The sequence below is a fragment of the Pseudomonas sp. SWI36 genome (genome assembly GCF_002948105.1).
Lineage (GTDB): Bacteria > Pseudomonadota > Gammaproteobacteria > Pseudomonadales > Pseudomonadaceae > Aquipseudomonas > Aquipseudomonas alloputida.
Map to the genome: position 1 here is coordinate 2885658 of NZ_CP026675.1, position 23737 is coordinate 2909394.

The following is a 23737-nucleotide window of genomic DNA, read 5'->3' on the forward strand; positions in this document are numbered from 1 at the left end:
CCGGGCCCTTTGCGCTAGTGTGCCAGCCACAGGCGCGGCTGGCTATTGGCGCACGATCAGGTAAAGGCCCGCAGCCAGCATCAACCAGGCTGGCCAGGCGGCCGGGGCGGCCAGGCTGGCGGTTTCGGCAGCGCCTGCGGCCAAGACTGCGCCACCGCCAAGCAGGCCGGCACCCAGCAGGCGCAGCGCCCAGCGGTCGCCCTGGCGGCGCCGTTCCGGCAATTGTGGATCGTGCAGGTGAGGCTGCGACAGGCGTTCGAGCAGGTCGCGGGTCATGCCGGCCAGGTGCGGCAGTTGCTCTACCTGGCTGTGCAGGTTGCCGAACACGGCCTTGGGGCTATAGCGGTCGCGCATCCAGCGTTCGAGGTACGGCTTGGCGGTGCTCCACAGGTCCAGGTCGGGGTACAGCTGACGGCCCAGACCTTCGATGTTGAGCAGGGTTTTCTGCAGCAATACCAGCTGTGGCTGTACTTCCATGTTGAAGCGCCGTGCAGTCTGGAACAGGCGCATCAGCACCTGGCCGAAGGAAATATCTTTTAACGGTTTCTCGAAGATCGGCTCGCACACGGTGCGTATCGCTGCTTCGAACTCGTTGACCTTGGTGTTTGCCGGCACCCAGCCCGAGTCGATGTGCAGCTGGGCGACGCGGCGGTAGTCACGCTTGAAGAAGGCAAACAGGTTGCGCGCCAGGTAGTCCTGGTCCTCGGCGGTGAGGCTGCCGACGATGCCGCAGTCGATGGCAATGTACTGCGGGCTCCACGGTTTGACCGTGCTGACGAAGATGTTGCCGGGGTGCATGTCGGCATGGAAGAAGCTGTCGCGGAATACCTGGGTGAAGAACACTTCCACGCCGCGCTCGGCCAGCAGCTTCATGTCGGTGCGCTGGTCGGCCAGGGTGGCCATGTCGGTCACCGGTACGCCGTAGATACGCTCCATCACCAGCACCTTGGGGCGGCACAGGTCCCAGTACACCTGGGGCACGTACATCAGCTCGGAGTCTTCGAAGTTGCGCCGCAGCTGGCTGGCGTTGGCAGCCTCGCGCAGCAGGTCGAGCTCGTCGTAGATGGTTTTTTCGTAGTCGCCGACGATTTCCACCGGGTGCAGGCGACGGGCATCCGCCGAGGCGCGTTCGGCGGCCTTGGCGATCAGGAACAGCCAGGCCAGGTCCTGGGCGATGACCGGCTTCAGGCCCGGGCGCACCACCTTGACCACCACCTCTTCGCCGGTTTTCAGGCGTGCGGCGTGCACCTGGGCCACCGAGGCCGAGGCCAGAGGCTCGACGTCGAAGCGGCTGAACACCTCGCCGACCTTCGCACCGAGCTGTTCCTCGATCAAGGCCACGGCTTGTTTCGGGTCGAACGGTGGCACACGGTCCTGCAACAGCATCAGCTCGTCGGCGATGTCGGGGGGCAGCAGGTCGCGGCGGGTGGACAGCAACTGGCCGAACTTGATGAAGATCGGCCCCAGGTCTTGCAGTGCCAGGCGCAGGCGCGCGCCACGGCTGAGTTCGGTGGGCTTGCGTGGCAGCCAGCGCCACGGCATCAACAGGCGCAGGCTGGCCAGCCACCAGGGCAGCAAGGGCTGGTCGAACAGCAGGTCATCGAGGCGGTAGCGGATCACCACACGCTGGATGCGAAAAAGACGTCGGACGGCGAGCAGCTTCATGCGTTATCGCTGGTATCAAGGGATCGGGAGAGGCGCCTGAGGCGCGCTTCGAGGCGTTCTGTATCAAGCTTCAAGGCATCGAGCTCGCTGAAGGCGGCTTCGGCCTCGCGCTTGCCGACCAGGGTACGGGATTCTTCGGCCAGGTATTCGGACAGGTTCTGGCTGAACCGTGCCAGGCCTTGGCGAGTCCAGCGAGCGCGCAGGCGGATATGGCCGGCCAGCATTGCCGTGGCGACCGGGCCAAGCCAGCGTTGCAGCTCGTGCTCCCAGTCCAGCTCCAGGTCCTGCAGCACACCGAACAGGTCGAGCAGTACGGCGCTGTCGCCGTGCAGTTCGACCTGCGGGCTGTGCAGCACGGCGGTCTTGTCCTTGGCCAGGGCCAGTTGCGCCAGGCTACCGGCGGGGGCGCGCAGGCTGCAATCGACCTCACCCTGCCAATGGGCGGCGAGCATCAGGCCCTCCTCATCGGGCAAGATGAACACCTGCAGGGCCGGTTGGCGGCAGTCGATCTCGATGACCTTGCCTTCCAGCGCGGCCAGCCGCGGCAGGGCCGTGCTGTCCAGGCGCAGGACGCGGTTCAGGCCATGTTCGACGCTGGCGAGCAGCCCGGCCAGCAACATCAGGGCTTGATCCCCCGGTGCACGGCAACGATGCCGCTGGTCATGTTGTGGTAGGTGACGCGGTCGAAACCGGCCTCGACCATCATGCTCTTCAGGGTTTCCTGGTCCGGGTGCATGCGGATCGACTCGGCGAGGTAACGGTAGCTCTCGGCGTCATTGGTGATCAGCTTGCCAGCCAGCGGCATGAAGGCGAACGAGTAGGCGTCGTAGGCCTTGGACATCAGCTTGTTGGTCGGCTTGGAGAACTCCAGGATCAACAGGCGGCCACCGGGCTTGAGCACGCGCAGCATCGAACGGATGGCGGCGTCCTTGTGGGTGACGTTGCGCAGGCCGAAAGCGATGGTCACGCAGTCGAAGTGGTTGTCCGGGAACGGCAGCTTTTCAGCGTCGGCCTGGACGAACTCGATGTTGCCGGCCACGCCACGGTCAAGCAGGCGGTCACGGCCAACCTTGAGCATCGAATCGTTGATGTCGGCCAGCACCACCTGCCCGGTCGGCCCGACAAGACGCGAGAACTTGGCCGCCAGGTCACCGGTACCGCCGGCGATGTCCAGCACGCGGTTGCCGCTGCGCACGCCCGACAGCTCGATGGTAAAGCGCTTCCACAGGCGGTGCATGCCGCCGGAAAGCACGTCGTTCATCAGGTCGTACTTGGCTGCTACCGAGTGGAACACTTCGGCGACTTTTTTCGCCTTCTGGCTTTCAGGCACGTCCTGGTAGCCGAAATGGGTGGTGGGTTCGGCGTGGTCGCCTTTGCGCTGGTCGTTCATATCGCTTCACCGGAAAAAATTACCGCCATTCTAGGGCGAACGGGCGGATTTGTCTTGGCGGGGTGTGCCAGTGGGCAGGGGCGGGCATAATGCTCATTATGTCTACATCTTCAGGAACGCCCGCATGACCCAGATCAGCGTCGAACGCAAACACTCCCTCGGCCGTGATGCCGCCCGCGCCAAGGCCGAAGCGCTGGTCGACAAGCTCAGCCGTGAGTACGACCTCAAGGCCACCTGGAACGGTGACCGCGTGGACGTTGCGCGCAGTGGCGCCAATGGCAGTGTGCACATTGGCGACGACAGCATCCGTGTCGAATTGAAGCTGGGCATGATGCTGTCGATGATGAGCGGCACCATCAAGGGTGAGATCGAGCGGGCGCTGGACAAGGCCCTGGCCTGAGCCAGAGCCGCTCTCAGATTACTGCGGCGCGTCCGCCGGAAAGGGAATGATGCCAATCACCTGCTCCAGGCGCAGATCGCCGCGGTAGATCGCGATGCGCTCGTGTGCGTCTGCGGCCTGCTCGAGCATGGCCTTTCGGCCCCTTACGCCTGCATCCCAGAATTTGAGGTGGCCCTTGACGAAGTCATGCCCCCTCGCTTCGAGGCTGGGATAGTGAAAATGTGCCTCCCACAGTACCCGCTGTGGCGCTTGCACATCGCGAATCTCGTAGACGTCGAGGTAATCATTGGCGTGACGTAGCTGCCGGCGAATCACGGTCTGTCTGATCCGAATCCGCTTCTGCTCAGCCAGGAAGCGAAGGGCCTTGCCGTCGGGATGGCGGGTGTTCAGATACGCGTCGGTGAGCAGCCGAAGCCTTTCGTGATGGACGCGGTCTACCGCTGCCCGAAGGAGATCGACCAAGCTGGCATCCAGTGGATTGTTCAGCTCGGTCAGTTGCTGCTGCACGTCGCGCATGTCACCTGCTGGCCATTCCAGAAAGTCGGCCAGGCTGTTGGGCTCATCGGCATAGTGCGCGGCGAAGGCAATTTTCCCATCCACCTCTGCCAGCAGGCGGCTTGCTCGCTGGCGCAGCTGTGCCCGGTCGTGCTGGGCCGGCCGCGCTTGCTCAGGCACGGCATGCCACACCCCGTCGCGTTGCGCGAAACTGCCCGCAGGCTCCTGGTTGAATGCACTGCGCTGGATGGCCCGATTGCCCATTTGGTCGATTTCCACCAGCAGCGGTCGACCTCGGTCAACACGGATGACCCGGCGCCTGATCGTTGCGGGGCGATGGTAGGGCGCTGGCGAGGGGGGACTGATGCCGCTGTCGAGGTTGGTCAGGGTCGCGCTCAGTTGCTGCTCCGTGATCTGGGTAATGCTGGACAGTTCGCGTATGTATTCGTCCAGCACGTCAGCGACCAGCGCAGGCGAGTCCAGTGTCCTCATGTATTGGGCGCGATCCAGCACAGTACGGTATTTCTGAAGGATATCCTCAAGCAGTTCGGCTTTGACCTGGGCCGTCTCTTCGGTGGCTGCCAGCCCGTCGTGGCTCCAAACCGTACGGCTGAATTCGATGCCGCTGAGCGGCGCGCGCATCGCAAGCAAATGCTCGGCCGTGTCCGCAGAGAGCCGGGTCTTGTCCACGGCGAGGTAGGCCAGGTCACTGAGCAGCTGGGCCCGAATGACCAGTGTCGAATACGTCCTGCGTCGAATGGTCTGGGCGAGTTTCGTGGCTTTATTGGGAAAATCGATCTTGGGGTCCTGCAGTGCTTGCGCGAGGGTCCGGTCCAGCCGCTGGCTGACGACAAGCAGGCGGCGGCTGGCCTGGCTAGAATTGCGTACCCGTTCGCGATAATCGAGGTATTGCTGTATCTGCTCGGCAGTCTCTGGAACGCGGGGCAGCCCGATGGACTGTGCGCTCAGTGCCTGGTGGTCGACCTGCTCCAGCAAGCGGCGGCACAACAGCATGTCGTTTTCGATGGCTGCACCGTACCAATTGCCGTATCGGCGTCGGTTCGGGGCTCGGGTGTCGAATTTGCTGAACCGTGGTTCGGCCATCTCCTTGAATACTTCGATATTCCCGTGCAGCAGCGTGCTCTGCCGTTCCAGGTACAGCGCGGATGCCCTGATTTCCGGTAAGTGGCGTAGGCGCTGGGCTTTGAGTGCCTGCACCTGAAGCTGCAAGGCTGGCGGCGGGGTAGCGCGCTCATGTGCAGGTAATGCATCGATAGCCAGGCTGTATTCCAGCGCGAGGTCGTCATAAGCCTGCAGTTGTACTTGGCTGCGCTCCATCAGTGGTGCCATCTGATTCAGCGCTTGTTGGTTAGCCGTGGCGGTTGCGCTCAACGTGTCGAACCGCTGGCGGTTTTCCGCGTTGATGGATTGCCTGTTCCTTGGCATGCCGCCAAAGAGGGTCAGATTCAAAGTCCATTGGCCATGCCAGCGCGTCAACCAGGGGCCTTTCTGGCGTTCACGACCCACGATATGGTAGCCGTCCGGGGCGCCATTCCATTGGGACACCCATTCGCTGCTGCTCGGCTCTGGGCCGATGATCTGCATGCCGTTCCAGGTCTCGATGACCTCATAGACGTCATCGCCCAGCTTGACGTAGTAACGGCCGGCGATATTGAACAACCCACGCAAACGGCCCTTTGTCAGTGGCGAGTGCCCTTCCAGCGACTGCGAGGCTTGCAACTGGGCCATTGCCTGGCGTTCCTGTACCGACAGGTTGCTCAGGCGCTGCTCGTCATGCCAGCTTTCTACACGAACGCGCGTGGGCTGCGGCGCCTCGACGGGGGCCTGCCACGGTTTCTCCTGTGGCTGCTCGAGCGCTGGGGGCGGGGATTCTTCCTTCGGCGCAGGGCCTGAAAAACGCAACGTAGTGGCCGCTTCGCTGTTGGCAGGTGGCGTTGCGGGGCGATGCGCAAGGAGCAAGGCCAGGTTGGTGAGAAGGTCTATGGCGGCGACGATCTTATCGTCACCGCTGCGCTTGATCAGCGCCTCCACGTCTTCCTTGGCCGCCGACAGCGCCACGACCAGCCATAGCAGGGTGGTCATCGGGCCATGCCAAAGCTGGGTGACGGTATTGAAGATCGCCCAGGCAGCCTCCTTCACCAAAGCCCGCACTTCCTGGGCATTTGAGACGCTGTTGCTGGCTGAGGCCAATAACATGGTGTCGATGCGGGCGTTGAACAGGTGGGTGTCCAGATCATCCGTCCAGGCTTGGAACGAGGCCTGAACCGGGCGTCTTAGGCGTTGCAAGAGACCGTCCAGCAGCTCGACCGGCACATTGAGCAGGTGCGTCAGTTTGGTAATGTTCGGGTGCAGGTGCGGGTGCTTGAAGCCGTCGTTCTGGTAAATCGGACGCGCGGCATCGTCGAGCCAGGCCAATACGCTCTCTTGCAGTTCGCCCCTGCTGCGGATTGCGTCCATCAGCAGTTCGAGGGTCGGAAATTCCTGCAACGTTCTGTCGGCATAGAAGGGGCGGTACAAGACCCAGCTGCCGCTTGCCGGTATTTCGATGATGAACATCCCGTGCACCACATCGCTTGCCGAAGCGCCAGGCGCGCAAAGGAACGCCAGGGGGGCGACGCGCAGAAGGTCCGCGCGATTGTCCATGCCCTGGCAGAAGCTGAGCATTGCCTGGCTTGCCGTTTCGCCAAGCTGTCGCTCGATCTTGGCCTTCAGGGTGCTGAACCGAAGGGCGTAACGCCACTCCCTGGCATGTTGCCTGATTCGTTCGGACCTGCGCGGTTCGGTTCTGACTTGATCTTGCAGGTAAGTGGGGTAGTGACCGCCGATATCGACCTGATGAATCAGCGCCCTGATCTGCTCGATGCTTAGCCAGTCCTTCACGGGCGAGCCATCCTCGAAACTGATACCGGTCATCACCTCGCCAGCCTCAAGGCGCAGCCGGGAGATCGCCAGGTCGGTCAGGGGCTCCGTGCGCAAGAACAGTGACTGCCCTTGTGTGCCGGTGCCGATGATGGCCTGGGAAATGCGGATGTGCACCTTGTTCGGGTCTAGTACCGCCTTGTCTGGGTAGCGGGTCTGCAGGGTCTCACGCAAGCGGCGAGCGGCGTAATCACGGATATCCTCGACATCGCCCAGCGATGTGCAGCCCTTCGACCGACCTTGGTTCGCCGCCAGATCGAGCAGTGCAGTGTGATAGGCGTAGCGGTCCTCAGCGCTGGCATTGAGCAGCCATCGCGGTGGGCTGACAGCGGGTGCAGTTCGTTCCTGCGAAGGCAGGTCGAAGAAGTAAGCTGACGGGTCGCTCACCTGGCGCAGTTGTCGCTCCAGCTCGTCGACGGTTGCCACGCCACCAATACGCAGGCGCCCGATGTCGTCAAGGATATCGTTCAGCAGCTGCCTGGCCTGGAAGGCGAAAGGGCGTCCGATCACCGGTGTGTGCGCCCAGGACAACGCTTTGAAGCGATAGCGTTGCGCTAGCTGCCGTTGCAGCGCGGTGGCAAAGCTGGGCAGGTCGACATGACGGTGAACCGAACCGCAGGGCTTGCATTGCAGAACCAGGTTGCGGTTGCCACTTGTGGTGATGAGCAATAGATCCGGTAGGGTAACGGTGTGTGCCCCGCCATCCGTTTCGAGCGTGACTTGTATCGCCTCGACAGCCAGGCTCTCGAATACCCCGTCGAGCAGTGCGTACATTGCAGCTTTTTCATCATCTGCCAGGCCTTGGCCAGGGAGGTTCTCGAGCAATGCGGCCTTGATGGTGTGTTCCAGCCAGAGCATGCGCGAGACTTGGCTGTCTTCGTCGAGCCCGTTCCAGAAGCCGATCTGGGCTTGCTGGAAGGCGGGTATCAACGCACCAAGCACTGTATCGAAGTCATCGTTGAGCTTCGTCAGGTCAGGGATGATTTCGGGTTGGCGGAGGTTGTCCGGGCTTTGCTGCTGAATTTGAAACACATGGGGTGGGCTGATGCTCAGCTTGTCTGCGGCGCTTAGTTGCACACGTTCCTTGGCCAGAAAATGCCTGAGAAGCTCGTCCGGCAGCCCGCTCTGACGTGGGAGATCACCTGTGCTGGCCGGTGCATGCAGGATGACGAAAGGATCGAGCGATGTGATGTGAGGGTGGTTGCGGTGCAACCATGGATACCGGTCGCTGAAAGTCTGGAATGCTTCTTTTGATAAAACGTCCCGCAGGCTGGGTCGTTTGGAGAAACAGGCTGCCACGCTTTGCTTGAACGTCAGCCTGGGTGGGTTTGCTACAGCAGTCATGGCGTCGATGTCCGTGAGGTGAAGCCTGCGACGCTAGCGCTATGGTCAACGGGGCTTGCGGTATATAGATGCGACAACGACGACCTTAGGGTGAGGTTTCTAATTTTCTTCCCTACCTTAATGCTCAAGCCCAGCCTCCATGGGCGGTTTTCCACCACTCATGAGCATGAGGTACACAGCATGGCCAAAGTGATTGTGAAGAAAAAAGACGAAGCCCTGGGCACGCTTGGCGAGGTGCGCGGCTATGCGCGCAAGATCTGGCTGGCCGGTATCGGCGCCTACGCCCGCGTCGGTCAGGAAGGCTCTGACTACTTCAAAGAGCTGGTCAGGGCGGGTGAAAGTGTCGAGACGCGCGGCAAGAAGCGCATCGACAAAGAGCTCGATGCCGCCAACCACCAGCTTGACGAAGTCGGTGAAGAAGTGAGCCGCGTACGCGGCAAGGTAGAAATTCAACTCGACAAGATCGAAAAAGCTTTCGACGCACGGGTCGGTCGCGCCTTGAATCGCCTGGGTATTCCGTCTAAACATGACGTTGAGGCGTTGTCGATCAAGCTTGAACAGTTGCATGAGCTGCTTGAGCGCGTCGCGCACAAACCATAAGGAGAGCAGGATGGCTGGCAAGAAGAACACCGAAAAAGAAGGCAGCTCCTGGGTCGGCGGGATCGAGAAATACTCCCGCAAGATCTGGCTGGCGGGGCTGGGTATCTATTCGAAGATCGACCAGGACGGCCCGAAGCTGTTCGACTCGCTGGTGAAGGATGGCGAGAAGGCCGAGAAGCAGGCGAAAAAGACGGCTGAAGATGTTGCCGAGACTGCCAAGTCTTCGACCACTTCGCGGGTGTCAGGCGTGAAGGACCGTGCGCTGGGCAAGTGGAGCGAACTTGAAGAAGCCTTCGACAAGCGCCTTAACAGCGCCATCTCGCGCCTTGGCGTGCCGAGTCGCAACGAGATCAAGGCACTGCACCAGCAGGTGGACAGCCTGACCAAGCAGATCGAGAAGCTGACCGGTGCTTCGGTTACGCCGATTTCGTCGCGCGCTGCAGCAACCAAGCCGGCTGCAAGCAAGGCGGCGGCCAAGCCACTGGCCAAGGCAGCAGCCAAGCCTGCGGCGAAAACGGCGGCGGCCAAACCTGCTGGCAAAACCGCAGCGGCCAAACCCGCAGCCAAAACCGCAGCGGAAAAACCTGCCGCCAAGCCCGCGGCAGCCAAGCCAGCGGCGAAGCCGGCAGCGGCCAAAAAACCTGCGGTGAAGAAGGCGCCGGCCAAACCGGCAGCTGCCAAGCCAGCCGCCCCAGCGGCCAGCGCTGCGCCTGCTGCGACCGCGGCACCGGCACCGGCACCTGCCGCCACTCCGGCCAGCAGCACGCCATCGGCACCTACCGGCACCGGTACCCTGATCTGATACCGCGTCGCCTTCTTCGCGGGTAAACCCGCTCCCACAAGATGCGCCAAACCTTGTAGGAGCGGGTTTACCCGCGAATGCGTCGGCTGCAACACTACATCTCCAGCAGGCCTACCCCTCCAGGTACTTCACTGCCAGCTGCTCCGCCGCCGCCCGGGCCTGGGCCTGCAGATGCGGCGCCACCAGCATCATCACCTGATACACCACGATCCCCACATCCCCCTCGCGCCCCAGCACACGCTGGTAATCCAGCGAGAACATCAGCGTCAGTGTGATCTGCTCAACCAGTTGCCCCAGCGCCTGGGTATCACTCTCTACCAGCCCCTGGCTCTTGAGGCTGGCCAACAGCGCCGCCAGCGTGCGTTTGATTGCATTGATCAGGCTGCGCATGCCTCGGGCGAGTTTGGGCAGGCGCCCGGTCAGGTTGGACAGGTCCTGGAGCAGGAAGCGGTACTGAGCCATGCGCTCGACGATCAAGTGCAGAAACAGCCAGTAATCCTCTGCGTCCAGCCGCACCTCCAGCGGTGGGTCCAGCAACGGCATCAACGCTTCTTCAAAACGCTCGAACAAGCCCAGTACCAAGGGCTCCTTGCCATGGAAGTGGTAGTACAGGTTGCCTGGGCTGATGCCGAGTTCGTTGGCAATTTCCAGAGTGGATACGTTGGGTTCGCCCTGCTGGTTGAACAACTGCAGGGCGCATTCAAGGATACGGTCGCGGGTTTTCATCCAGTCAGCAGCTCATCGGGTCAGCACGTAGGTGCCTGGCGCGGGGCCCAGCGGTGGATAAGTGGCGTTGCCCAGTTCAGTGCGTGGTGCCTTGAGCAGGCCGGAGCGGGCGGTGATCCACTCCAGCCACAATGGCCACCAGCTGCCTTCGCTGCGCTTGGCGTCGTGGAACCAGGCGCGTGGGTCGCTGCTCAGCTTGGGGTTGGCCAGGTAGTAGGCCTTGGGGTTGCCTGGCGGGTTGATGATGCTCTGGATATGCCCGCTGTTGGCCAGCACGAAGCGCCGCTCGCCACCCAGCAGCAAGGCCGAGCGGTACACCGCGTCCCATGGTGTGATGTGGTCGTTGCTGCCGGCCACGGTAAAGCTGTCGATATTGACCTGCTGCAGGTCGATCGGCGTACCGCACACCTCCAGCCCGGACGCATAGGTCAACGGGTTGAGCTTGAAAAACTCCAGCAGGTCGCCATGCAGCGCGGCGGGCAGGCGCGTGCTGTCGGCATTCCAGTACAGGATGTCGAACGCCGGCGGTGTCTTGCCGAGCAGGTAGTTGTTGACCCAGTAGTTCCAGATCAGGTCGTTGGGCCGCATCCAGGCGAAGATCCGCGCCACTTCGCCACCGTCCAGCACGCCACGCTGATAGGAGCGTCGCTTGGCCGCTTCGATGGTCTGCTCATCGGCGAACAGGCTGGCCGGGCTTTCGAACTTGCTGTCCAGCAAGCTGACCAGATACGTGGCACTGCGCACCCGGCGCAATTGCTTCTTGGCTTGCAGGTGGCCTTGCAGTGCGGCCATGGTCAGGCCGCCGGCACAGGCACCCATCAGGTTGGGGTCGCGGTTGCCGCTGATACTGCGGCAGGCATTGAGCGCTTCCTCCAGGGCTTGCACGTAGCTGGAAAGGCCCCATTCACGGTGGCGTGGGTCGGGGTTGCGCCAGCTGACCATGAACACCTGCAAGCCGCTTTTGAGCATGTACTGGACGAAGCTGTTGGTGGCGCTGAGGTCGAAGATGTAGAACTTGTTGATCTGAGGCGGCACGACCAGCAGTGGGCGTGCGTGCTGCTTTTCGCTCATCGGCGAGTACTGGATCAGCTCCAGCAGCTCGTTGCGAAATACCACTGCGCCAGGGGTTGCGGCCAGGTTGACGCCCACTTCGAAGGCGCGCTCGTCCACCTGACGCGGCAGCCCATCGTTGTGACGCAGGTCGTCGAGCAGGTGGGCCACGCCGCGCACCAGGCTCTGGCCGCCGGTGTTGAACAGCTCCTTGACCGCCAACGGATTGAGCAGTGAGTTGCTGGGCGCCAGCGCATCGTTGATCAGGTTGAACAGGAAGTGGGCGCGGGCTCGATCATCGTCGTTCAAATGGCTTTCATCGATCCACTGGCGTGTCTGCTTCTGCCAGGCCAGATAGGCTTGCAGGCCGCGGCGGTAGAACGGGTTCTGGCTCCAGGTCGGGTCACTGAAGCGTGCGTCACGCGGGTTCGGCTGGTAGGGCGTGTCCCCCAGCATCACCCGCCCCAACTGCCCGCCAAGCGCCAGCAGATGATGCGCGGTATGCAGCGGGTGGCGCAGGCCGTGGCGGCCGACGTTGCGCAGCGTGGAAAGCAGGTCGCGGCCGCGCAGGCCGAGGATGGCGTTCTGCACGTTCATGCGGGTGGCGGGGAGCGTTGTCGATCCTTTGGCCGGTTTGTCTGTCATGGCAACACTCCCTCGTCTGATCCATTTCCCCTGTCAGGCCGCAGCTGTTTCACCCCCCCGAGGCCGGACGGGGATGCATGACCGCACGCTGACGTTCTTCCTGCAGGAACTTCATGATGATCGGGGCGACGGCTTCGGCACGGGTGATCAGGAACAGATGGCCGTCGTCGATAATGTGTAGCTGGGCATTGGGAATCCGCCAGGCCAGCAGGCGCATGTTGATCAGCGGGATCAACGGGTCGTCGTCGCCAGCCAGTACCAGGGTGGGCTGCCGGATCTTGTGCAGCCAGTGGATGCTGGTCCAGCCCAGCCCTGCGAACAGCTGCCAGTAGTAGCCCAGCTTGCCGCCGGAGCGCACCTTGGCGGCATGGTGCATGGCCAGGTCGGGGTCACGTCGGAAGCCGCCGCCATAGATCATCGGCGCAATGCGGATGACATGCGATGGCTGCACGTAACGCCGGGGGCTGGCCATCATCCACAGCACCTTGGGCTTGCCTGGCACCATTACCGCGCCAGCAGCGGTGGCGGCCAGCACCAGTTTCTTGCAGCGCTCGGGGTAATCGTGAGCAAACTGCTGGGCCAGGGCGCCGCCCCAGGACACGCCGATGACGTTGACCTGGCCGTAGTCGAGGTAGTCGAGCATCCGCGCGGTCAACTTGGCCAGCCCAGGGAAACGGTACGGGTTGCGTGGCGTAGACGAGCCGCCGACCCCGGGCACATCGAAGGCGATGACTTCCAGGTCCGGGTCAAGTGCATCGATGAACGGGAACACCAGCTCGAGGTTGGCGCCGATGCCGTTGAAGATCAGCAACGGCGTCAGGTGCGGCTTGCCGGGGCGAACAGCGGTGCGGATGGACTGGTTGTCCAGCTCGACGGTCCTGAAAATATAGGGTTGCGGCATGCACGTGACTCTTGGGTGAAGTAAACACCGTGGCGCCGTGCAGGCCGCCACGGCGCTGTAACTCAACGCTCGTGAACGTAGGTGCCTGGGGAGGCTTCGCCGGCGGCATAGGTACGGTTGCCCAGGCGGGTCGGTGCCTTTTTCAGCGCGCCGGCACGCTCGCCCAGCCAACTCTGCCAGTGCAACCACCAGGAGTCTGCATGCTTGATGGCATTTTCCTGCCAGGCCACCGGGTCACCCGGGCGATCGGCACCGGTCATGAAACGTGCCTTCGGGTTACCCGGCGGGTTGAGGATGCTCTGGATATGCCCGCTGTTGGACAGTACGAATTCGATCTTGCCGCCGAACAGATGTGCCGAGCGGTAGCATGACGGCCATGGGGTGATGTGGTCGTTGGTGCCGGCGAGGCTGTAGATGTCGCATTTGACCTGTTTCAGGTCGATCGCGGTGCCGCACACTTCCAGGGCGTCGGGGCGGGTCAGCGGGTTGCTCTTGAACATTTCGATCAGGTCGCCGTGGAAGGCGGCCGGCAGGCGTGTGGTGTCGTTGTTCCAGAACAGGATGTCGAACACGGGGGGCTCATTGCCGAGCAGGTAGTTGTTTACCCAGTAGTTCCAGATCAGGTCGTTGGGGCGCATCCAGGCGAACACCTTGGCCATTTCGCTGCCTTCCAGCACGCCCGCCTGATAGGAGTGGCGCTTGGCGGCCTCCAGGGTCTGCTCGTCGACAAACAATGCAACCTGGTTGTCCATGGTGGTGTCCAGCACGCTGACCAGCAGGGTCAGGGCGTTGACCTTGTTCTCGCCAATGGCGGCATAGTGGCCCACCAGTGCGGTACAGGTGATGCCACCGGAGCAGGCGCCGAGCATGTTCAGGTCCTTGCTGCCGGTAATCGACAACACCGCGTCGACGGCTTCTTTCAGCGCATCAATGTAGGTGGACAGGCCCCATTCGCGCTGGGCCTTGGTCGGGTTGCGCCAGCTGATGATGAAGGTCTGCTGCTGCGAGCGCAGGCAGAAGCGCGCCAGGCTCTTTTCCGGGCTGAGGTCGAACACGTAGAACTTGTTGATCTGCGGTGGCACCACCAGCAGCGGACGGGCATGCACCTGCTCGGTGATGGGGCTGTACTGGATCAGTTCCAGCACATCGTTGCGGTACACCACCGCGCCTTCGCTGGTGCCCAGGTTCTTGCCCACTTCGAAGGCATCCATGTTCACCTGGCTGGGCATGCCGCCGTTGTTGACCATGTCCTTGGCCAGGTTGGACAGGCCATCGAGCAGGCTCTTGCCGCCGGTTTCGAAGAAGCGTTTGACCGCAGCCGGGTTGGACAGGGTATTGGTCGGCGCCATGGCCTCGGTCATCAGGTTGATGACGAACTGGCCGCGGCTGATGTCCTGGGGGGACAGGTCGCTGCTGCTCACCCAGTCCTGCAGCTCCTTGCGCCAGGCCAGGTAGGTTTGCAGGTAGCGGCGGTACAGCGGGTTGTTGCTCCAGGCCGGGTCATTGAAGCGACGGTCGTCGCTGTCCGGGGCCAGGCTGGATTTGCCCAGCAACACGTTCTTCAGCTCCAGGCCAAAGTGAGCCACATGCTTGGCGCTGTGCAGCGGTTGGCGCACGGCCTGGCGCAGCACGGTGCGTGCCGAGCTAAACAGGTCCTTGCGGCGGATGCCGATGACCGGGTTCAGCCCCAGGGTGTTTTCCGAGGCCTGCCGCTGCAGCTCATCGTTGTTCTTGTTACTCATCTACGACGCTCCGTTGTCCTGAGACGAGTACCGGTTGCTGTGGCGGGTGCACAGCCCTGAGCCCGGTACTGCTACTCGGGTGACCAGTGATAAGGAACAGCGGTGCTGCGTGGGTTCTGCCGACCTGCAAAGTCATGCAGGGAACTTGCCACACCCATTGGTTACCCGACTTTCGTGTAATGCGCAAGACAGCCCTTCACTGGGCTGTCTGCAAGTCATTCAAACAGATGAATTTAGAAAATGCGCTCTAAACCCCGCAGGCCTTGCGCTAGAGCATGAGCTTGACCACAGATTCGGCTGGGTCGCGGGATTTGCCGGCCTTGTGCAACTCGTCGAGGTATTCCGCCCACAGTTGTTCCTGGCGCAGGCACAGTTGCTCAAGGTATTCCCAAGTGAACAAGCCGCTGTCATGGCCGTCGTCGAAGGTCAGTTTCAGTGCATATTGGCCGGCAGGTTCCAAGCCACTGAGGCCGACGTTGATCTTGCCGAACTGCAGGATGGGGTTGCCGTGGCCCTGGACCTCGGCGGAGGGAGAGTGCACGCGCAGGAATTCGGCGGGCAGGTGGTAGACCTCGCCGGGCGCGTAGGTGAGGCTGAGGGTCTTGGAGGCTTTGTGCAGGTTGATGGCGGTAGGCAGGCGGGCCATGGGCAGAATCTCTCGGGAGCTGATGAAGCACAGCTTCCAGCTTATGGGGGAGGGATTCAAGGGCCTCTTCGCGGGCAAGCCCGCCCCCGTACGGATCACCACAGGCCCAAGGGTTGTGGTGGCGCGTGCAGGAGCGGGCTTGCCCGCGAAACTGTCGAAACCGGTCTTACAGAATGTAACGCGACAGGTCTTCGTTCTGTGCCAGCTCACCCAGGTGGCTGTTCACATACGCCGCGTCGATCTGGATCGGCGCTTCGTCATGGGTGCTGGCCAGGTCGCCCGCACTGAACGACACTTCTTCGAGCAAACGCTCGAGCAGGGTGTGCAGGCGGCGGGCACCGATGTTTTCGGTCTTCTCGTTGACCTGGTAGGCAATCTCGGCCAGGCGCTTGATGCCGTCGGCGAGGAACTCGATGTTCAGGCCTTCGGTCTTCAGCAATGCCTGGTACTGCTCGGTCAGCGACGCGTGCGGCTCCTGCAGGATGCGCTCGAAGTCTTCCGGGGTCAGTGCCTTCAGCTCGACACGAATCGGCAGACGGCCTTGCAGCTCGGGCACCAGGTCGCTCGGCTTGCTCAGGTGGAATGCACCCGAGGCAATGAACAGAATGTGGTCGGTCTTGACCATGCCCAGCTTGGTGTTGACGGTGCAGCCTTCGATCAGCGGCAGCAGGTCGCGCTGTACGCCTTCACGGGACACGTCGGCGCCGCCAACGTTGCCACGCTTGGCAACCTTGTCGATTTCGTCGATGAACACGATACCGTGCTGTTCGACTGCTTCCAGGGCCTTGGCCTTGAGCTCTTCCTCGTTGACCAGGCGGCTCGCTTCTTCATCGCGAACCATCTTCAGCGCTTCTTTCACCTTCAGCTTGCGCGCTTTGCGCTTGCCCTTGCCCATGTTGGCAAACAGGCTCTGCAGCTGGTTGGTCATTTCTTCCATGCCAGGCGGCGCAGCAATTTCGACACCGACGGCATCGGCCACTTCGATCTCGATTTCCTTGTCGTCCAGCTGGCCTTCGCGCAGGCGCTTGCGGAACAGCTGGCGGGTGTTGGAGTCGCTGCTGGTCTGTGCGGCTTCTTCGCTGAAGCTGGTGACGCGTGCCTGGGGCAGCAGGGCGTCGAGGATGCGGTCTTCGGCGGCGTCTTCGGCGCGGTGGCGCACGCGGATGATTTCCTGCTCGCGCAGCATCTTCAGCGCGGCATCGGCCAGGTCACGGATGATCGACTCGACGTCGCGGCCCACGTAGCCCACTTCGGTGAACTTGGTGGCCTCGACCTTGAGGAACGGCGCGTTGGCCAGTTTGGCCAGCCGGCGGGCGATTTCGGTCTTGCCGACGCCGGTAGGGCCGATCATCAGGATGTTCTTGGGGGTGACTTCGGCACGCAGCTCGGCAGGGAGCTGCATGCGCCGCCAGCGGTTGCGCAGGGCAATGGCCACGGCGCGCTTGGCGTCGTCCTGGCCGATGATGTGGCGGTTGAGTTCGTGGACGATCTCGCGGGGGGTCATGGACATGATCAATACGGTCCTTGGGCAGGTGAGTCAGCGTGGAAAAGCCCCTTCACCGGGAAGGGGCGCCAGAACAGCTGAATCAGTCGGCCAGGTCCTGCTCCTCGATGGTCAGGTTGTGGTTGGTGAACACGCAGATGTCGCCGGCGATGTTCAGGGCGGTCTCGGCGATTTCGCGGGCCGAGAGGTCGGTCTTGTTCAGCAGGGCACGGGCTGCGGCCTGGGCATAGGCGCCGCCGGACCCCATGGCGATCAGGCCATCTTCGGGTTCGACCACGTCACCGTTGCCGGTGATGATCAGGGATGCATCCTTGTTGGCCACGGCCAGCATGGCTTCCAGGCGGCTCAGGGAGCGGTCGGTACGCCATTCCTTGGCCAGCTCGACGGCGGCGCGTACCAGGTGACCCTGGTGTTTTTCCAGCTGACCTTCAAAGCGCTCGAACAGGGTGAAGGCGTCGGCAGTGGCGCCGGCGAAGCCCGCGATGACCTGGCCGTGGTACAGGCGGCGCACCTTCTTGGCGTTGCCTTTCATCACGGTGTTGCCGAGGGATACCTGGCCGTCGCCGCCCATGACGACTTTGCCGTTACGGCGGACAGAAACGATTGTGGTCAAGGGGAGAGTCTCCACGCAGCGGGGCGAAAGTGCCTGATGCAGACTCATATGGGGGTGGGGGGAAGGATTTCAACCGGGGGGGATGAATGGTCGCGCTTGGCGGGGGACTATGTGAAGGCATTCGCGGGCACGCCCGCTCCCACAGGGTTACCACATGCCTTGGAATTGTGGTGATCCTGTGGGAGCGGGCGCGCCCGCGAAGCATGTTACTCAGGCCTCGTGGCAGATGTGCCCATCGACCAAGGTATAACGCACCGCGCCCGGCAGGCAGTGGCCGATGAACGGGCAGTTCTCGCCACGGGAGAACCATTGTTCGCCAGCAACGGTGGACGCTTGCGGGTCGAACAGCACCAGGTCGGCCGCGCCACCCACTTTCAGCTCACCGGCCGGCAGGCGCAGGGCGGCAGCCGGGCCGCTGCTCAGGCGGGCCAGCAAGGTCGGCAGGTCGAGCAGGCCGTCCTGCACCAGGGTCATGGCCAGTGGCAGCAGCAACTCGACGCTGCTGATACCCGGCTCGGTGGCGCCGAACGGGGCCAGCTTGGCATCGCGCTCGTGCGGCTGGTGATGGCTGGAGATGGCCTGGATCACCCCCGACTTCACCGCCTCGCGCAACCCGTCACGGTCGGCAGCGGTGCGCAGCGGCGGCTGCACGTGGTACAGGCTGGAGAACTCGCGCAGCGACTCGTCCGTGAGGATCAGCTGGTACAGCGCTACATCGGCGGTTACCGGCAGGCCCAAGGCCTGGGCCTGGGCGATCAGCCGCGCGCCACGGGCGCTGGTGATCTGGCTGAAGTGCGCACGCACGCCGCTCTGTTCCACCAGCAGCAGGTTGCGCGCCAGGGCCACGGTTTCGGCGCTCTCCGGGATGCCCGGCAGGCCGAGGAAGCTGGCCATGGCACCTTCGTGGGCCAGGCCGCCCTGGGCCAGATCGCGGTCCTGGGAGTGGAACACCACCGTCAGGTCGAAGGTGGCGGCATACTCCAGGGCGCGGGCTAGGGTACGGTTGTTGGGGATTTCCTTCAGGCCGTTGCCAAACGCTACGCAACCGGTGTCACGCAGGGCCACCAGTTCGGCCAGTTGCTCGCCCTCCAGGCCCTTGGTCAGGGCGCCGACCGGGTAGACCTTGCTGTTGGCGGCTTCGCGGGCGCGGTCAAGGATAAGTTCGGCTACCGCCGAGGTGTCCAGCACCGGCTTGGTCTGTGGCGGGCAGCACAGGCTGGTGACACCGCCGGCAACGGCAGCGCGGGTTTCACTGGCGATGTTGCCTTTGCGGCTGTAACCCGGCTCGCGCAGGGACACGCCCAGGTCAACCAGACCGGGCGCAGCGACCAGGCCATCAGCCTGGATCGTGCGGCTGGCGCTGAAACCGGCCGGTGCGGCGCCGATGGCGACAATGCGGCCGCCGTCCAGGTGCAGGTCGGTGACCTGGTCCAGGCCGCTGTTGGGGTCGATGACCCGGGCGCCGAGAATACTGATGGTCACTGGGCGTTCTCCTGGTCCAATTGACGTTGCGCGTTCTGCCCGCTCATGGCCATGGACAGCACGGCCATGCGCACGGCGATACCGTAGGTGACCTGGTTGAGGATCACCGAGTGCTTGCCATCGGCAACCGCCGACTCGATTTCCACGCCACGGTTGATCGGGCCCGGGTGCATGACGATGGCGTCAGGCTTGGCCCCGGCCAGGCGCGCGGTCGTCAGGCCGAACAGGCGGTAGAACTCACCTTCGCTGGGCAGCAGGCCACCGGCCATGCGCTCACGCTGCAGGCGCAGCATGATCACCACGTCGACGTCCTTCAGGCCTTCGGCGAGGTCGGTGTAGACCTTTACGCCGTACTGCTCGATACCGATCGGGATCAGGGTTTTCGGCCCGATCACGCGGATGTCCGGGCAACCCAGCGCTTTGAGCGCGAGCATGTCGGAACGGGCCACACGCGAGTGCAGGATGTCGCCGACGATCGCCACGGACAGGTTTTCGAAGCTGCCTTTGTGACGGCGGATGGTGAGCATGTCGAGCATGCCCTGGGTCGGGTGCGCGTGGCGGCCGTCACCGCCATTGATCACGGCCACTTCCGGGCACACGTGCTCGGCGATGAAGTGCGCGGCGCCGGAGTCGGAGTGGCGTACGACGAACATGTCGGCGGCCATGGCTTCGAGGTTGCGCAGGGTGTCGAACAGGGTTTCGCCCTTGCTGGTCGAGGAGGTCGACACGTTCAGGCTGATCACGTCGGCCGACAGGCGCTGGGCTGCCAGTTCGAAGGTGGTACGGGTACGGGTCGAGTTCTCGAAGAACACGTTGCACACAGTCTTGCCGCGCAGCAACGGGACTTTTTTCACAGCCCGGGCACCGACTTCCAGGAAGGAGTCGGCGGTGTCGAGGATCTCGGTGAGCAGTTCGCGGGGCAAACCGTCAAGCGAGAGGAAGTGGCGCAGCTGGCCCTGATCATTGAGCTGCAGCGGGCGCTTGGCGTCGATTGGCGTCATCGCGGGGGACTCTTAAAGGGCGGAAGCGGAGGCGAGGTCCTGGCGCTCGAGGGCGAGCGGTGCGGGTCCGGTCAATTTTACCCGTTCATGGGCGGCCAGCGACAGGGTAGCGCCGAGCACGTTCGGGCGAATCGGCAGTTCGCCGGCATCCAGGTCCAGCAGGCAGACCAGGGTGACGCTGGCCGGGCGGCCGTAATCGAACAGTTCGTTGAGCGCAGCGCGGATGGTACGACCGCTCATCAGCACGTCATCCACCAGCACCAGGTGCTGGCCTTCGACCTCGAACGGCAACTCGGACGGGCGCACTTGTGGGTGCAGGCCGTTCTGGCTGAAGTCGTCGCGGTAGAACGACACGTCCAGGGTGCCCATTGGGCTGGTGTCGCCCATGGCATCCTGCAGGGCCTGGGCAACCCAGACGCCGCCGGTGCGGATACCGATGTAACGGGGCTCGGTGATTGCCCGGCGCGCCAGGTGGGCACGAAGGTCGACAGCCATCTGCCGGATCAGCTCGGCGGGATTGGGTAGGCTCATTGCGGGCTCCTCGGAAGGGTGCGCCGGGTGGGCCCGGCGGCAAAGATGATCAGGTATTGGCCTCCAGCCAGCCTTGCAGCAACAAGGCGGCGGCAATGGCATCGACCGGGTTGTCGCGGTAGCTGCCACGCTGGCCGCCACGGGCCATGCGCTCGCCTTTGGCCTCGAAGGTGGTCAGGCGCTCGTCGTGCGTGTGCACGGGCAGGTTGAAGCGGCCGTTCAGGCGGCGGGCGAACTTTTCGGCGCGGGCGCTCATTTCGCTGGGTGTGCCGTCCATGTTCAGCGGCAGGCCTACGACAATGGCATCTGGCTTCCATTCGGCAATCAGCTTTTCCACCTGGGCCCAGTCCGGTACGCCGTTCTGCGCCTTCAGGGTGCACAGTTCGCGGGCCTGGCCGGTAATCACCTGGCCGACGGCCACGCCGATCTGTTTGCTGCCATAGTCGAAGCCCAGCAGCAGGCGTAGATCAGCCATCAGGCGTGGCCCGCCTGGCTGGTCAGCAGGTGCAGGTTGATCCCCAGGCTGGCGGCCGCAGCCTCAAGGCGCAGGTCGCTGGCCATGCCGAAGACGATTTCCGGGTCGAACGGGCAGTTCAGCCAGGCGTTGTCGGCCAGTTCCGCTTCCAGTTGGCCCGCTTCCCAACCGGCATAGCCCAAGGTGATCAGGCTCTGTTTCGGGCCCACACCGGCGGCGATAGCCAGCAATATGTCCTGTGACGTGGTCAGCGACAGCCCTTCCAGCGCCACGCTGGCCTGGAAACTGCACTCGCTGCTGTGCAGCACGAAGCCGCGGTCGGTTTGTACCGGGCCACCCTGGTAGATCGGCACCTGCAAGGTGCTGGCCGGCGGCGTTTCGTCCGGGCGCAGTTGCTCGAGGATGTCGGCCAGGCTCAGTTCCTGTGGTCGGTTGACCACCAGGCCCATGGCGCCATGCTCATTGTGCTCGACGATATACGTGAGGGTCTGGGCGAAGTTCGGATCGGCCATGTGCGGCATGGCGATCAGGAACTGGTGCTTGAGGTAGCTGGGTGCGAGGGTTTTCATGGGGGATAGTGTGGCGCCAGGTGGCGAGACTGACAAGGTGGGCTTTGTGTCGCTTGTGCCGGCCCCTTCGCGGGCATGCCCGCTCCCGCCGATACTCCACAGGCTTCAGCGCCGGTGAGCAACCTGTGGGAGCGGGCGTGCCCACAAAAAGAGGCCGGCACAGGCAGAAAATCAGTTACTGGACAAACGGTCCCCACGGGCAAAGCGCCAGGTGCGGATGATCTCCAGCCGGTCGAACTCGGCCAGATCCCCGGTAAACGGTGCAAACGGCGCGGCCAGCCGCACGATGCGTTGCGCCGCCTGGTCCAGCACGGGCTGCCCGGATGATTCCAGTACCAGCACCTCGTACAGCGAGCCATCGCGGTTGATCGACACCATCATGCGCAAGTTGCCGTAGATCTGCTGTCGGCGTGCTTCGTCGGGGTAGTTGAGGTTACCCACGCGCTCGACCTTCTTGCGCCACTCTTCCTTGTACCAGGCGCCCTTGTCGCGCATGGTCGACGCGGCGTTCAGGCGATGGATGCGCGGGCGCTTGGCGTACATCTGCTGCTCGTTGGACAGCTCCGCTTCCAGGCTGGCGATCTGGCTGGACAGCTGCGAGCTGTCGAAGTCCGGTGCCGGTGCGGCTGGCTTGGGCTGCGCCTTGCTTTCCTTGGGTTTGGGCTCGACCTTGTGCGGCTTGGGCGCCGTCGTCACCACTGCCGACTTTTTCGGGGGAGGGGGTGGGACCACCTCGGGCCTGGCCGCAGGCGGTGGGGTGATCTTGTTGATCTTGCTGTCCTGGAACGGCGCCAGCTCGGTGGTCTTGGGCACCGCTTTCTTGTCCAGGGTGCCGCTGCCTTGCTGGTTGTCCTGGGCCTGGAAGTCAGCCTTCTCGGGCGGTTTCTCGCTCTTGAAGGTGGCCAGGGTGATGTCCATGGTGTGGCGGATTTCGGCAGGCTTGACCACGGTGAAGCCGACGCCAAGGATCAGCGCCAGGTGCACCAGCGCAGCCAGGAACAGGGTGAAGCCAAGCCGGTCCGCAGGGCGAACACGGGGAGGCAGCAGGTCGGCAGGGACGTCAGCGGGGTGCGTCATCAGGTATCCAGCAACCGCAGGGCGGGGCAGCAGCTCAGTCGAATAGGACCGGCATCATACCCCACTCTACGGCTTTACTTCGCGTTGGCTGTCAGCGTGCCTTTAGCTTGCGATCAATGGCATCCATCAGCTTGCCACCGATATCGGTGTTGTAGGCGGCATCGATCTCGCGGATACAGGTGGGGCTGGTGACGTTGATTTCGGTGAGGTAGTCGCCGATCACGTCCAGGCCAACGAACAGCAGGCCCTTCTCGCGCAGCGTCGGGCCGACCTGGGCGGCGATCCAGCGGTCGCGCTCGGTCAGTGGGCGGGCTTCGCCACGCCCGCCCGCGGCCAGGTTGCCACGGGTTTCGCCGCTGGCCGGAATGCGTGCCAGGCAATAGTCCACTGGCTCGCCATCGATCATCAGGATGCGCTTGTCGCCGTCCTTGATTGCCGGCAGGTAGGCCTGCGCCATGATCTGCTGGGTGCCCAGTGCGGTCAGGGTTTCTAGGATCACCGACAGGTTGGGGTCGCCAGCCCGGTGACGGAAGATCGACGTACCGCCCATGCCATCCAGTGGCTTGAGGATCACGTCGGCATGCTTGGCGGTGAATTCGCGAATGATGTCCGGGCGGCGGCTGACCAGGGTCGGGGTGGTGCATTGCGGGAACAGCGTGGCAAACATCTTCTCGTTGCAGTCGCGCAGGCTTTGCGGGCGGTTTACCACCAGTACGCCGTCGTTCTCGGCTTGTTCCAGCAGGTAAGTGCTATAGACGAACTCCATGTCGAAGGGCGGGTCCTTGCGCATCAGGATCACGTCCAGCTCGGCCAGCGGGCTGTCCTGCTCCTCGCCCAGTTCGAACCAGCGTGCAGGGTCGGCAAACACCTTCAGCGGGCGCATGCGGGCGCGGGCCTTGCCTTCGCCCTGATACAGGTCTTGCTGTTCCATGTAGAACAGGCTCCAGCCGCGTGCCTGGGCGGCCAGCAGCATGGCCAGCGAGCTGTCCTTCTTGTAGGAGATGGACGCGATGGGGTCCATCACAATGCCGAGGCGAACGCTCATGGTGGGTCCTCTTGGCGGCAGGTGGCCGCGGTGGATCGAAAGAAAAGTGGCTCAGGGTGGCGCCGCGAACGCCGACGGTCAAGGGGCGCGGCAG

At 63.3% G+C, this 23737-nt stretch carries 21 protein-coding genes; 3 read left to right on the forward strand and 18 right to left on the reverse strand.

Annotated elements, in window-relative coordinates:
• Positions 1–42: 42 nt before the first annotated feature.
• Genes ubiB through ubiE form a run of 3 tightly spaced genes read right to left on the reverse strand, consistent with a single transcriptional unit; the run spans position 43 to position 3055 of the window.
• On the reverse strand, positions 43–1665 hold the full coding sequence (gene ubiB, locus C4Q27_RS13845; protein ID WP_104886965.1) for a ubiquinone biosynthesis regulatory protein kinase UbiB: 1623 nt from the start codon (positions 1663–1665) through the stop codon (positions 43–45).
• Positions 1662–2285: an SCP2 domain-containing protein gene (locus tag C4Q27_RS13850; protein ID WP_104886966.1), complete on the reverse strand. Its 624-nt coding sequence runs from the start codon at positions 2283–2285 to the stop codon at positions 1662–1664. Before C4Q27_RS13850 ends, ubiB begins: the two co-directional genes overlap by 4 nt.
• Complete coding sequence (gene ubiE / locus C4Q27_RS13855) at positions 2285–3055, reverse strand: bifunctional demethylmenaquinone methyltransferase/2-methoxy-6-polyprenyl-1,4-benzoquinol methylase UbiE (protein WP_004576729.1); 771 nt, start codon at positions 3053–3055, stop codon at positions 2285–2287. Before ubiE ends, C4Q27_RS13850 begins: the two co-directional genes overlap by 1 nt.
• 124 nt (positions 3056–3179) lie before the next feature.
• On the opposite strand from ubiE, the gene C4Q27_RS13860 reads away from it, so the two are divergent.
• Complete coding sequence (locus tag C4Q27_RS13860) at positions 3180–3455, forward strand: polyhydroxyalkanoic acid system family protein (protein WP_003249289.1); 276 nt, start codon at positions 3180–3182, stop codon at positions 3453–3455.
• An 18-nt stretch (positions 3456–3473) separates the two neighbouring features.
• Here the strand turns inward: C4Q27_RS13860 and C4Q27_RS13865 are convergent, their stop codons facing one another.
• A complete protein-coding gene (locus C4Q27_RS13865; RefSeq protein WP_371919366.1) occupies positions 3474–8234 on the reverse strand; it encodes a hypothetical protein in 4761 nt (1586 codons plus the stop codon).
• Between the two features lie 180 nt (positions 8235–8414).
• On the opposite strand from C4Q27_RS13865, the gene C4Q27_RS13870 reads away from it, so the two are divergent.
• Both C4Q27_RS13870 and C4Q27_RS13875 read left to right on the forward strand, forming a co-directional pair.
• Positions 8415–8834 carry a phasin family protein gene (locus C4Q27_RS13870; protein WP_020191651.1) on the forward strand — a complete coding sequence of 140 codons (420 nt, stop codon included), beginning with the start codon at positions 8415–8417 and terminating at the stop codon, positions 8832–8834.
• Positions 8835–8844: 10 nt separating this feature from the next.
• A complete protein-coding gene (locus C4Q27_RS13875) occupies positions 8845–9636 on the forward strand; it encodes a phasin family protein (protein ID WP_020191650.1) in 792 nt (263 codons plus the stop codon).
• A 111-nt stretch (positions 9637–9747) separates the two neighbouring features.
• Here C4Q27_RS13875 and C4Q27_RS13880 read toward each other — a convergent pair whose 3' ends face one another.
• The 14 genes from C4Q27_RS13880 to gshB form a co-directional block, all read right to left on the reverse strand.
• Entirely contained in the window at positions 9748–10362 is a 615-nt protein-coding gene (locus C4Q27_RS13880; protein ID WP_064490831.1) for a TetR/AcrR family transcriptional regulator, read from the reverse strand.
• Between the two features lie 12 nt (positions 10363–10374).
• Positions 10375–12057 carry a class II poly(R)-hydroxyalkanoic acid synthase gene (phaC, locus tag C4Q27_RS13885; protein ID WP_010955568.1) on the reverse strand — a complete coding sequence of 561 codons (1683 nt, stop codon included), beginning with the start codon at positions 12055–12057 and terminating at the stop codon, positions 10375–10377.
• A 49-nt stretch (positions 12058–12106) separates the two neighbouring features.
• Entirely contained in the window at positions 12107–12958 is an 852-nt protein-coding gene (gene phaZ / locus C4Q27_RS13890; RefSeq protein WP_010955567.1) for a poly(3-hydroxyalkanoate) depolymerase, read from the reverse strand.
• Between the two features lie 62 nt (positions 12959–13020).
• On the reverse strand, positions 13021–14700 hold the full coding sequence (gene phaC, locus C4Q27_RS13895; protein ID WP_020191647.1) for a class II poly(R)-hydroxyalkanoic acid synthase: 1680 nt from the start codon (positions 14698–14700) through the stop codon (positions 13021–13023).
• A gap of 268 nt (positions 14701–14968) precedes the next feature.
• On the reverse strand, positions 14969–15346 hold the full coding sequence (locus C4Q27_RS13900) for a gamma-butyrobetaine hydroxylase-like domain-containing protein (protein WP_003249306.1): 378 nt from the start codon (positions 15344–15346) through the stop codon (positions 14969–14971).
• A gap of 166 nt (positions 15347–15512) precedes the next feature.
• Positions 15513–16856 carry an ATP-dependent protease ATPase subunit HslU gene (gene hslU / locus C4Q27_RS13905; protein ID WP_003249308.1) on the reverse strand — a complete coding sequence of 448 codons (1344 nt, stop codon included), beginning with the start codon at positions 16854–16856 and terminating at the stop codon, positions 15513–15515.
• Positions 16857–16932: 76 nt separating this feature from the next.
• The gene (gene hslV / locus C4Q27_RS13910; protein ID WP_003249309.1) at positions 16933–17463 is read right to left on the reverse strand and encodes an ATP-dependent protease subunit HslV; all 531 of its coding nucleotides are present in this window, start codon (positions 17461–17463) and stop codon (positions 16933–16935) included.
• A gap of 210 nt (positions 17464–17673) precedes the next feature.
• Complete coding sequence (locus C4Q27_RS13915) at positions 17674–18945, reverse strand: dihydroorotase (protein WP_010955564.1); 1272 nt, start codon at positions 18943–18945, stop codon at positions 17674–17676.
• On the reverse strand, positions 18942–19946 hold the full coding sequence (locus tag C4Q27_RS13920) for an aspartate carbamoyltransferase catalytic subunit (protein ID WP_003249311.1): 1005 nt from the start codon (positions 19944–19946) through the stop codon (positions 18942–18944). Before C4Q27_RS13920 ends, C4Q27_RS13915 begins: the two co-directional genes overlap by 4 nt.
• Before the next feature lie 12 nt (positions 19947–19958).
• Positions 19959–20477 (reverse strand): bifunctional pyr operon transcriptional regulator/uracil phosphoribosyltransferase PyrR, encoded by a 519-nt coding sequence (pyrR, locus tag C4Q27_RS13925; RefSeq protein WP_020191541.1) that lies wholly within the window; start codon positions 20475–20477, stop codon positions 19959–19961.
• A gap of 49 nt (positions 20478–20526) precedes the next feature.
• On the reverse strand, positions 20527–20952 hold the full coding sequence (ruvX, locus tag C4Q27_RS13930) for a Holliday junction resolvase RuvX (RefSeq protein WP_010955563.1): 426 nt from the start codon (positions 20950–20952) through the stop codon (positions 20527–20529).
• Positions 20952–21521: a YqgE/AlgH family protein gene (locus C4Q27_RS13935; protein WP_003249318.1), complete on the reverse strand. Its 570-nt coding sequence runs from the start codon at positions 21519–21521 to the stop codon at positions 20952–20954. The genes ruvX and C4Q27_RS13935 overlap by 1 nt, the downstream gene beginning before the upstream one ends.
• Before the next feature lie 171 nt (positions 21522–21692).
• Positions 21693–22598, reverse strand: a complete 906-nt coding sequence (locus tag C4Q27_RS13945) for an energy transducer TonB (RefSeq protein ID WP_014592660.1) — start codon at positions 22596–22598, stop codon at positions 21693–21695.
• Positions 22599–22689: 91 nt separating this feature from the next.
• Positions 22690–23643: a glutathione synthase gene (gshB, locus tag C4Q27_RS13950; RefSeq protein WP_010955561.1), complete on the reverse strand. Its 954-nt coding sequence runs from the start codon at positions 23641–23643 to the stop codon at positions 22690–22692.
• Between the last annotated feature and the right edge of the window lie 94 nt (positions 23644–23737).

Coding starts and splice junctions, on each gene's coding strand:
- ubiB (WP_104886965.1), bottom strand. CDS start 1,665: ATGAAGCTGCTCGCCGTCCGACGTCTTTTTCGCATCCAGCGTGTGGTG.
- C4Q27_RS13850 (WP_104886966.1), bottom strand. CDS start 2,285: ATGTTGCTGGCCGGGCTGCTCGCCAGCGTCGAACATGGCCTGAACCGC.
- ubiE (WP_004576729.1), bottom strand. CDS start 3,055: ATGAACGACCAGCGCAAAGGCGACCACGCCGAACCCACCACCCATTTC.
- C4Q27_RS13860 (WP_003249289.1), top strand. CDS start 3,180: ATGACCCAGATCAGCGTCGAACGCAAACACTCCCTCGGCCGTGATGCC.
- C4Q27_RS13865 (WP_371919366.1), bottom strand. CDS start 8,234: ATGACTGCTGTAGCAAACCCACCCAGGCTGACGTTCAAGCAAAGCGTG.
- C4Q27_RS13870 (WP_020191651.1), top strand. CDS start 8,415: ATGGCCAAAGTGATTGTGAAGAAAAAAGACGAAGCCCTGGGCACGCTT.
- C4Q27_RS13875 (WP_020191650.1), top strand. CDS start 8,845: ATGGCTGGCAAGAAGAACACCGAAAAAGAAGGCAGCTCCTGGGTCGGC.
- C4Q27_RS13880 (WP_064490831.1), bottom strand. CDS start 10,362: ATGAAAACCCGCGACCGTATCCTTGAATGCGCCCTGCAGTTGTTCAAC.
- phaC (WP_010955568.1), bottom strand. CDS start 12,057: ATGACAGACAAACCGGCCAAAGGATCGACAACGCTCCCCGCCACCCGC.
- phaZ (WP_010955567.1), bottom strand. CDS start 12,958: ATGCCGCAACCCTATATTTTCAGGACCGTCGAGCTGGACAACCAGTCC.
- phaC (WP_020191647.1), bottom strand. CDS start 14,700: ATGAGTAACAAGAACAACGATGAGCTGCAGCGGCAGGCCTCGGAAAAC.
- C4Q27_RS13900 (WP_003249306.1), bottom strand. CDS start 15,346: ATGGCCCGCCTGCCTACCGCCATCAACCTGCACAAAGCCTCCAAGACC.
- hslU (WP_003249308.1), bottom strand. CDS start 16,856: ATGTCCATGACCCCCCGCGAGATCGTCCACGAACTCAACCGCCACATC.
- C4Q27_RS13920 (WP_003249311.1), bottom strand. CDS start 19,946: ATGACGCCAATCGACGCCAAGCGCCCGCTGCAGCTCAATGATCAGGGC.
- pyrR (WP_020191541.1), bottom strand. CDS start 20,477: ATGAGCCTACCCAATCCCGCCGAGCTGATCCGGCAGATGGCTGTCGAC.
- ruvX (WP_010955563.1), bottom strand. CDS start 20,952: ATGGCTGATCTACGCCTGCTGCTGGGCTTCGACTATGGCAGCAAACAG.
- C4Q27_RS13935 (WP_003249318.1), bottom strand. CDS start 21,521: ATGAAAACCCTCGCACCCAGCTACCTCAAGCACCAGTTCCTGATCGCC.
- C4Q27_RS13945 (WP_014592660.1), bottom strand. CDS start 22,598: ATGACGCACCCCGCTGACGTCCCTGCCGACCTGCTGCCTCCCCGTGTT.
- gshB (WP_010955561.1), bottom strand. CDS start 23,643: ATGAGCGTTCGCCTCGGCATTGTGATGGACCCCATCGCGTCCATCTCC.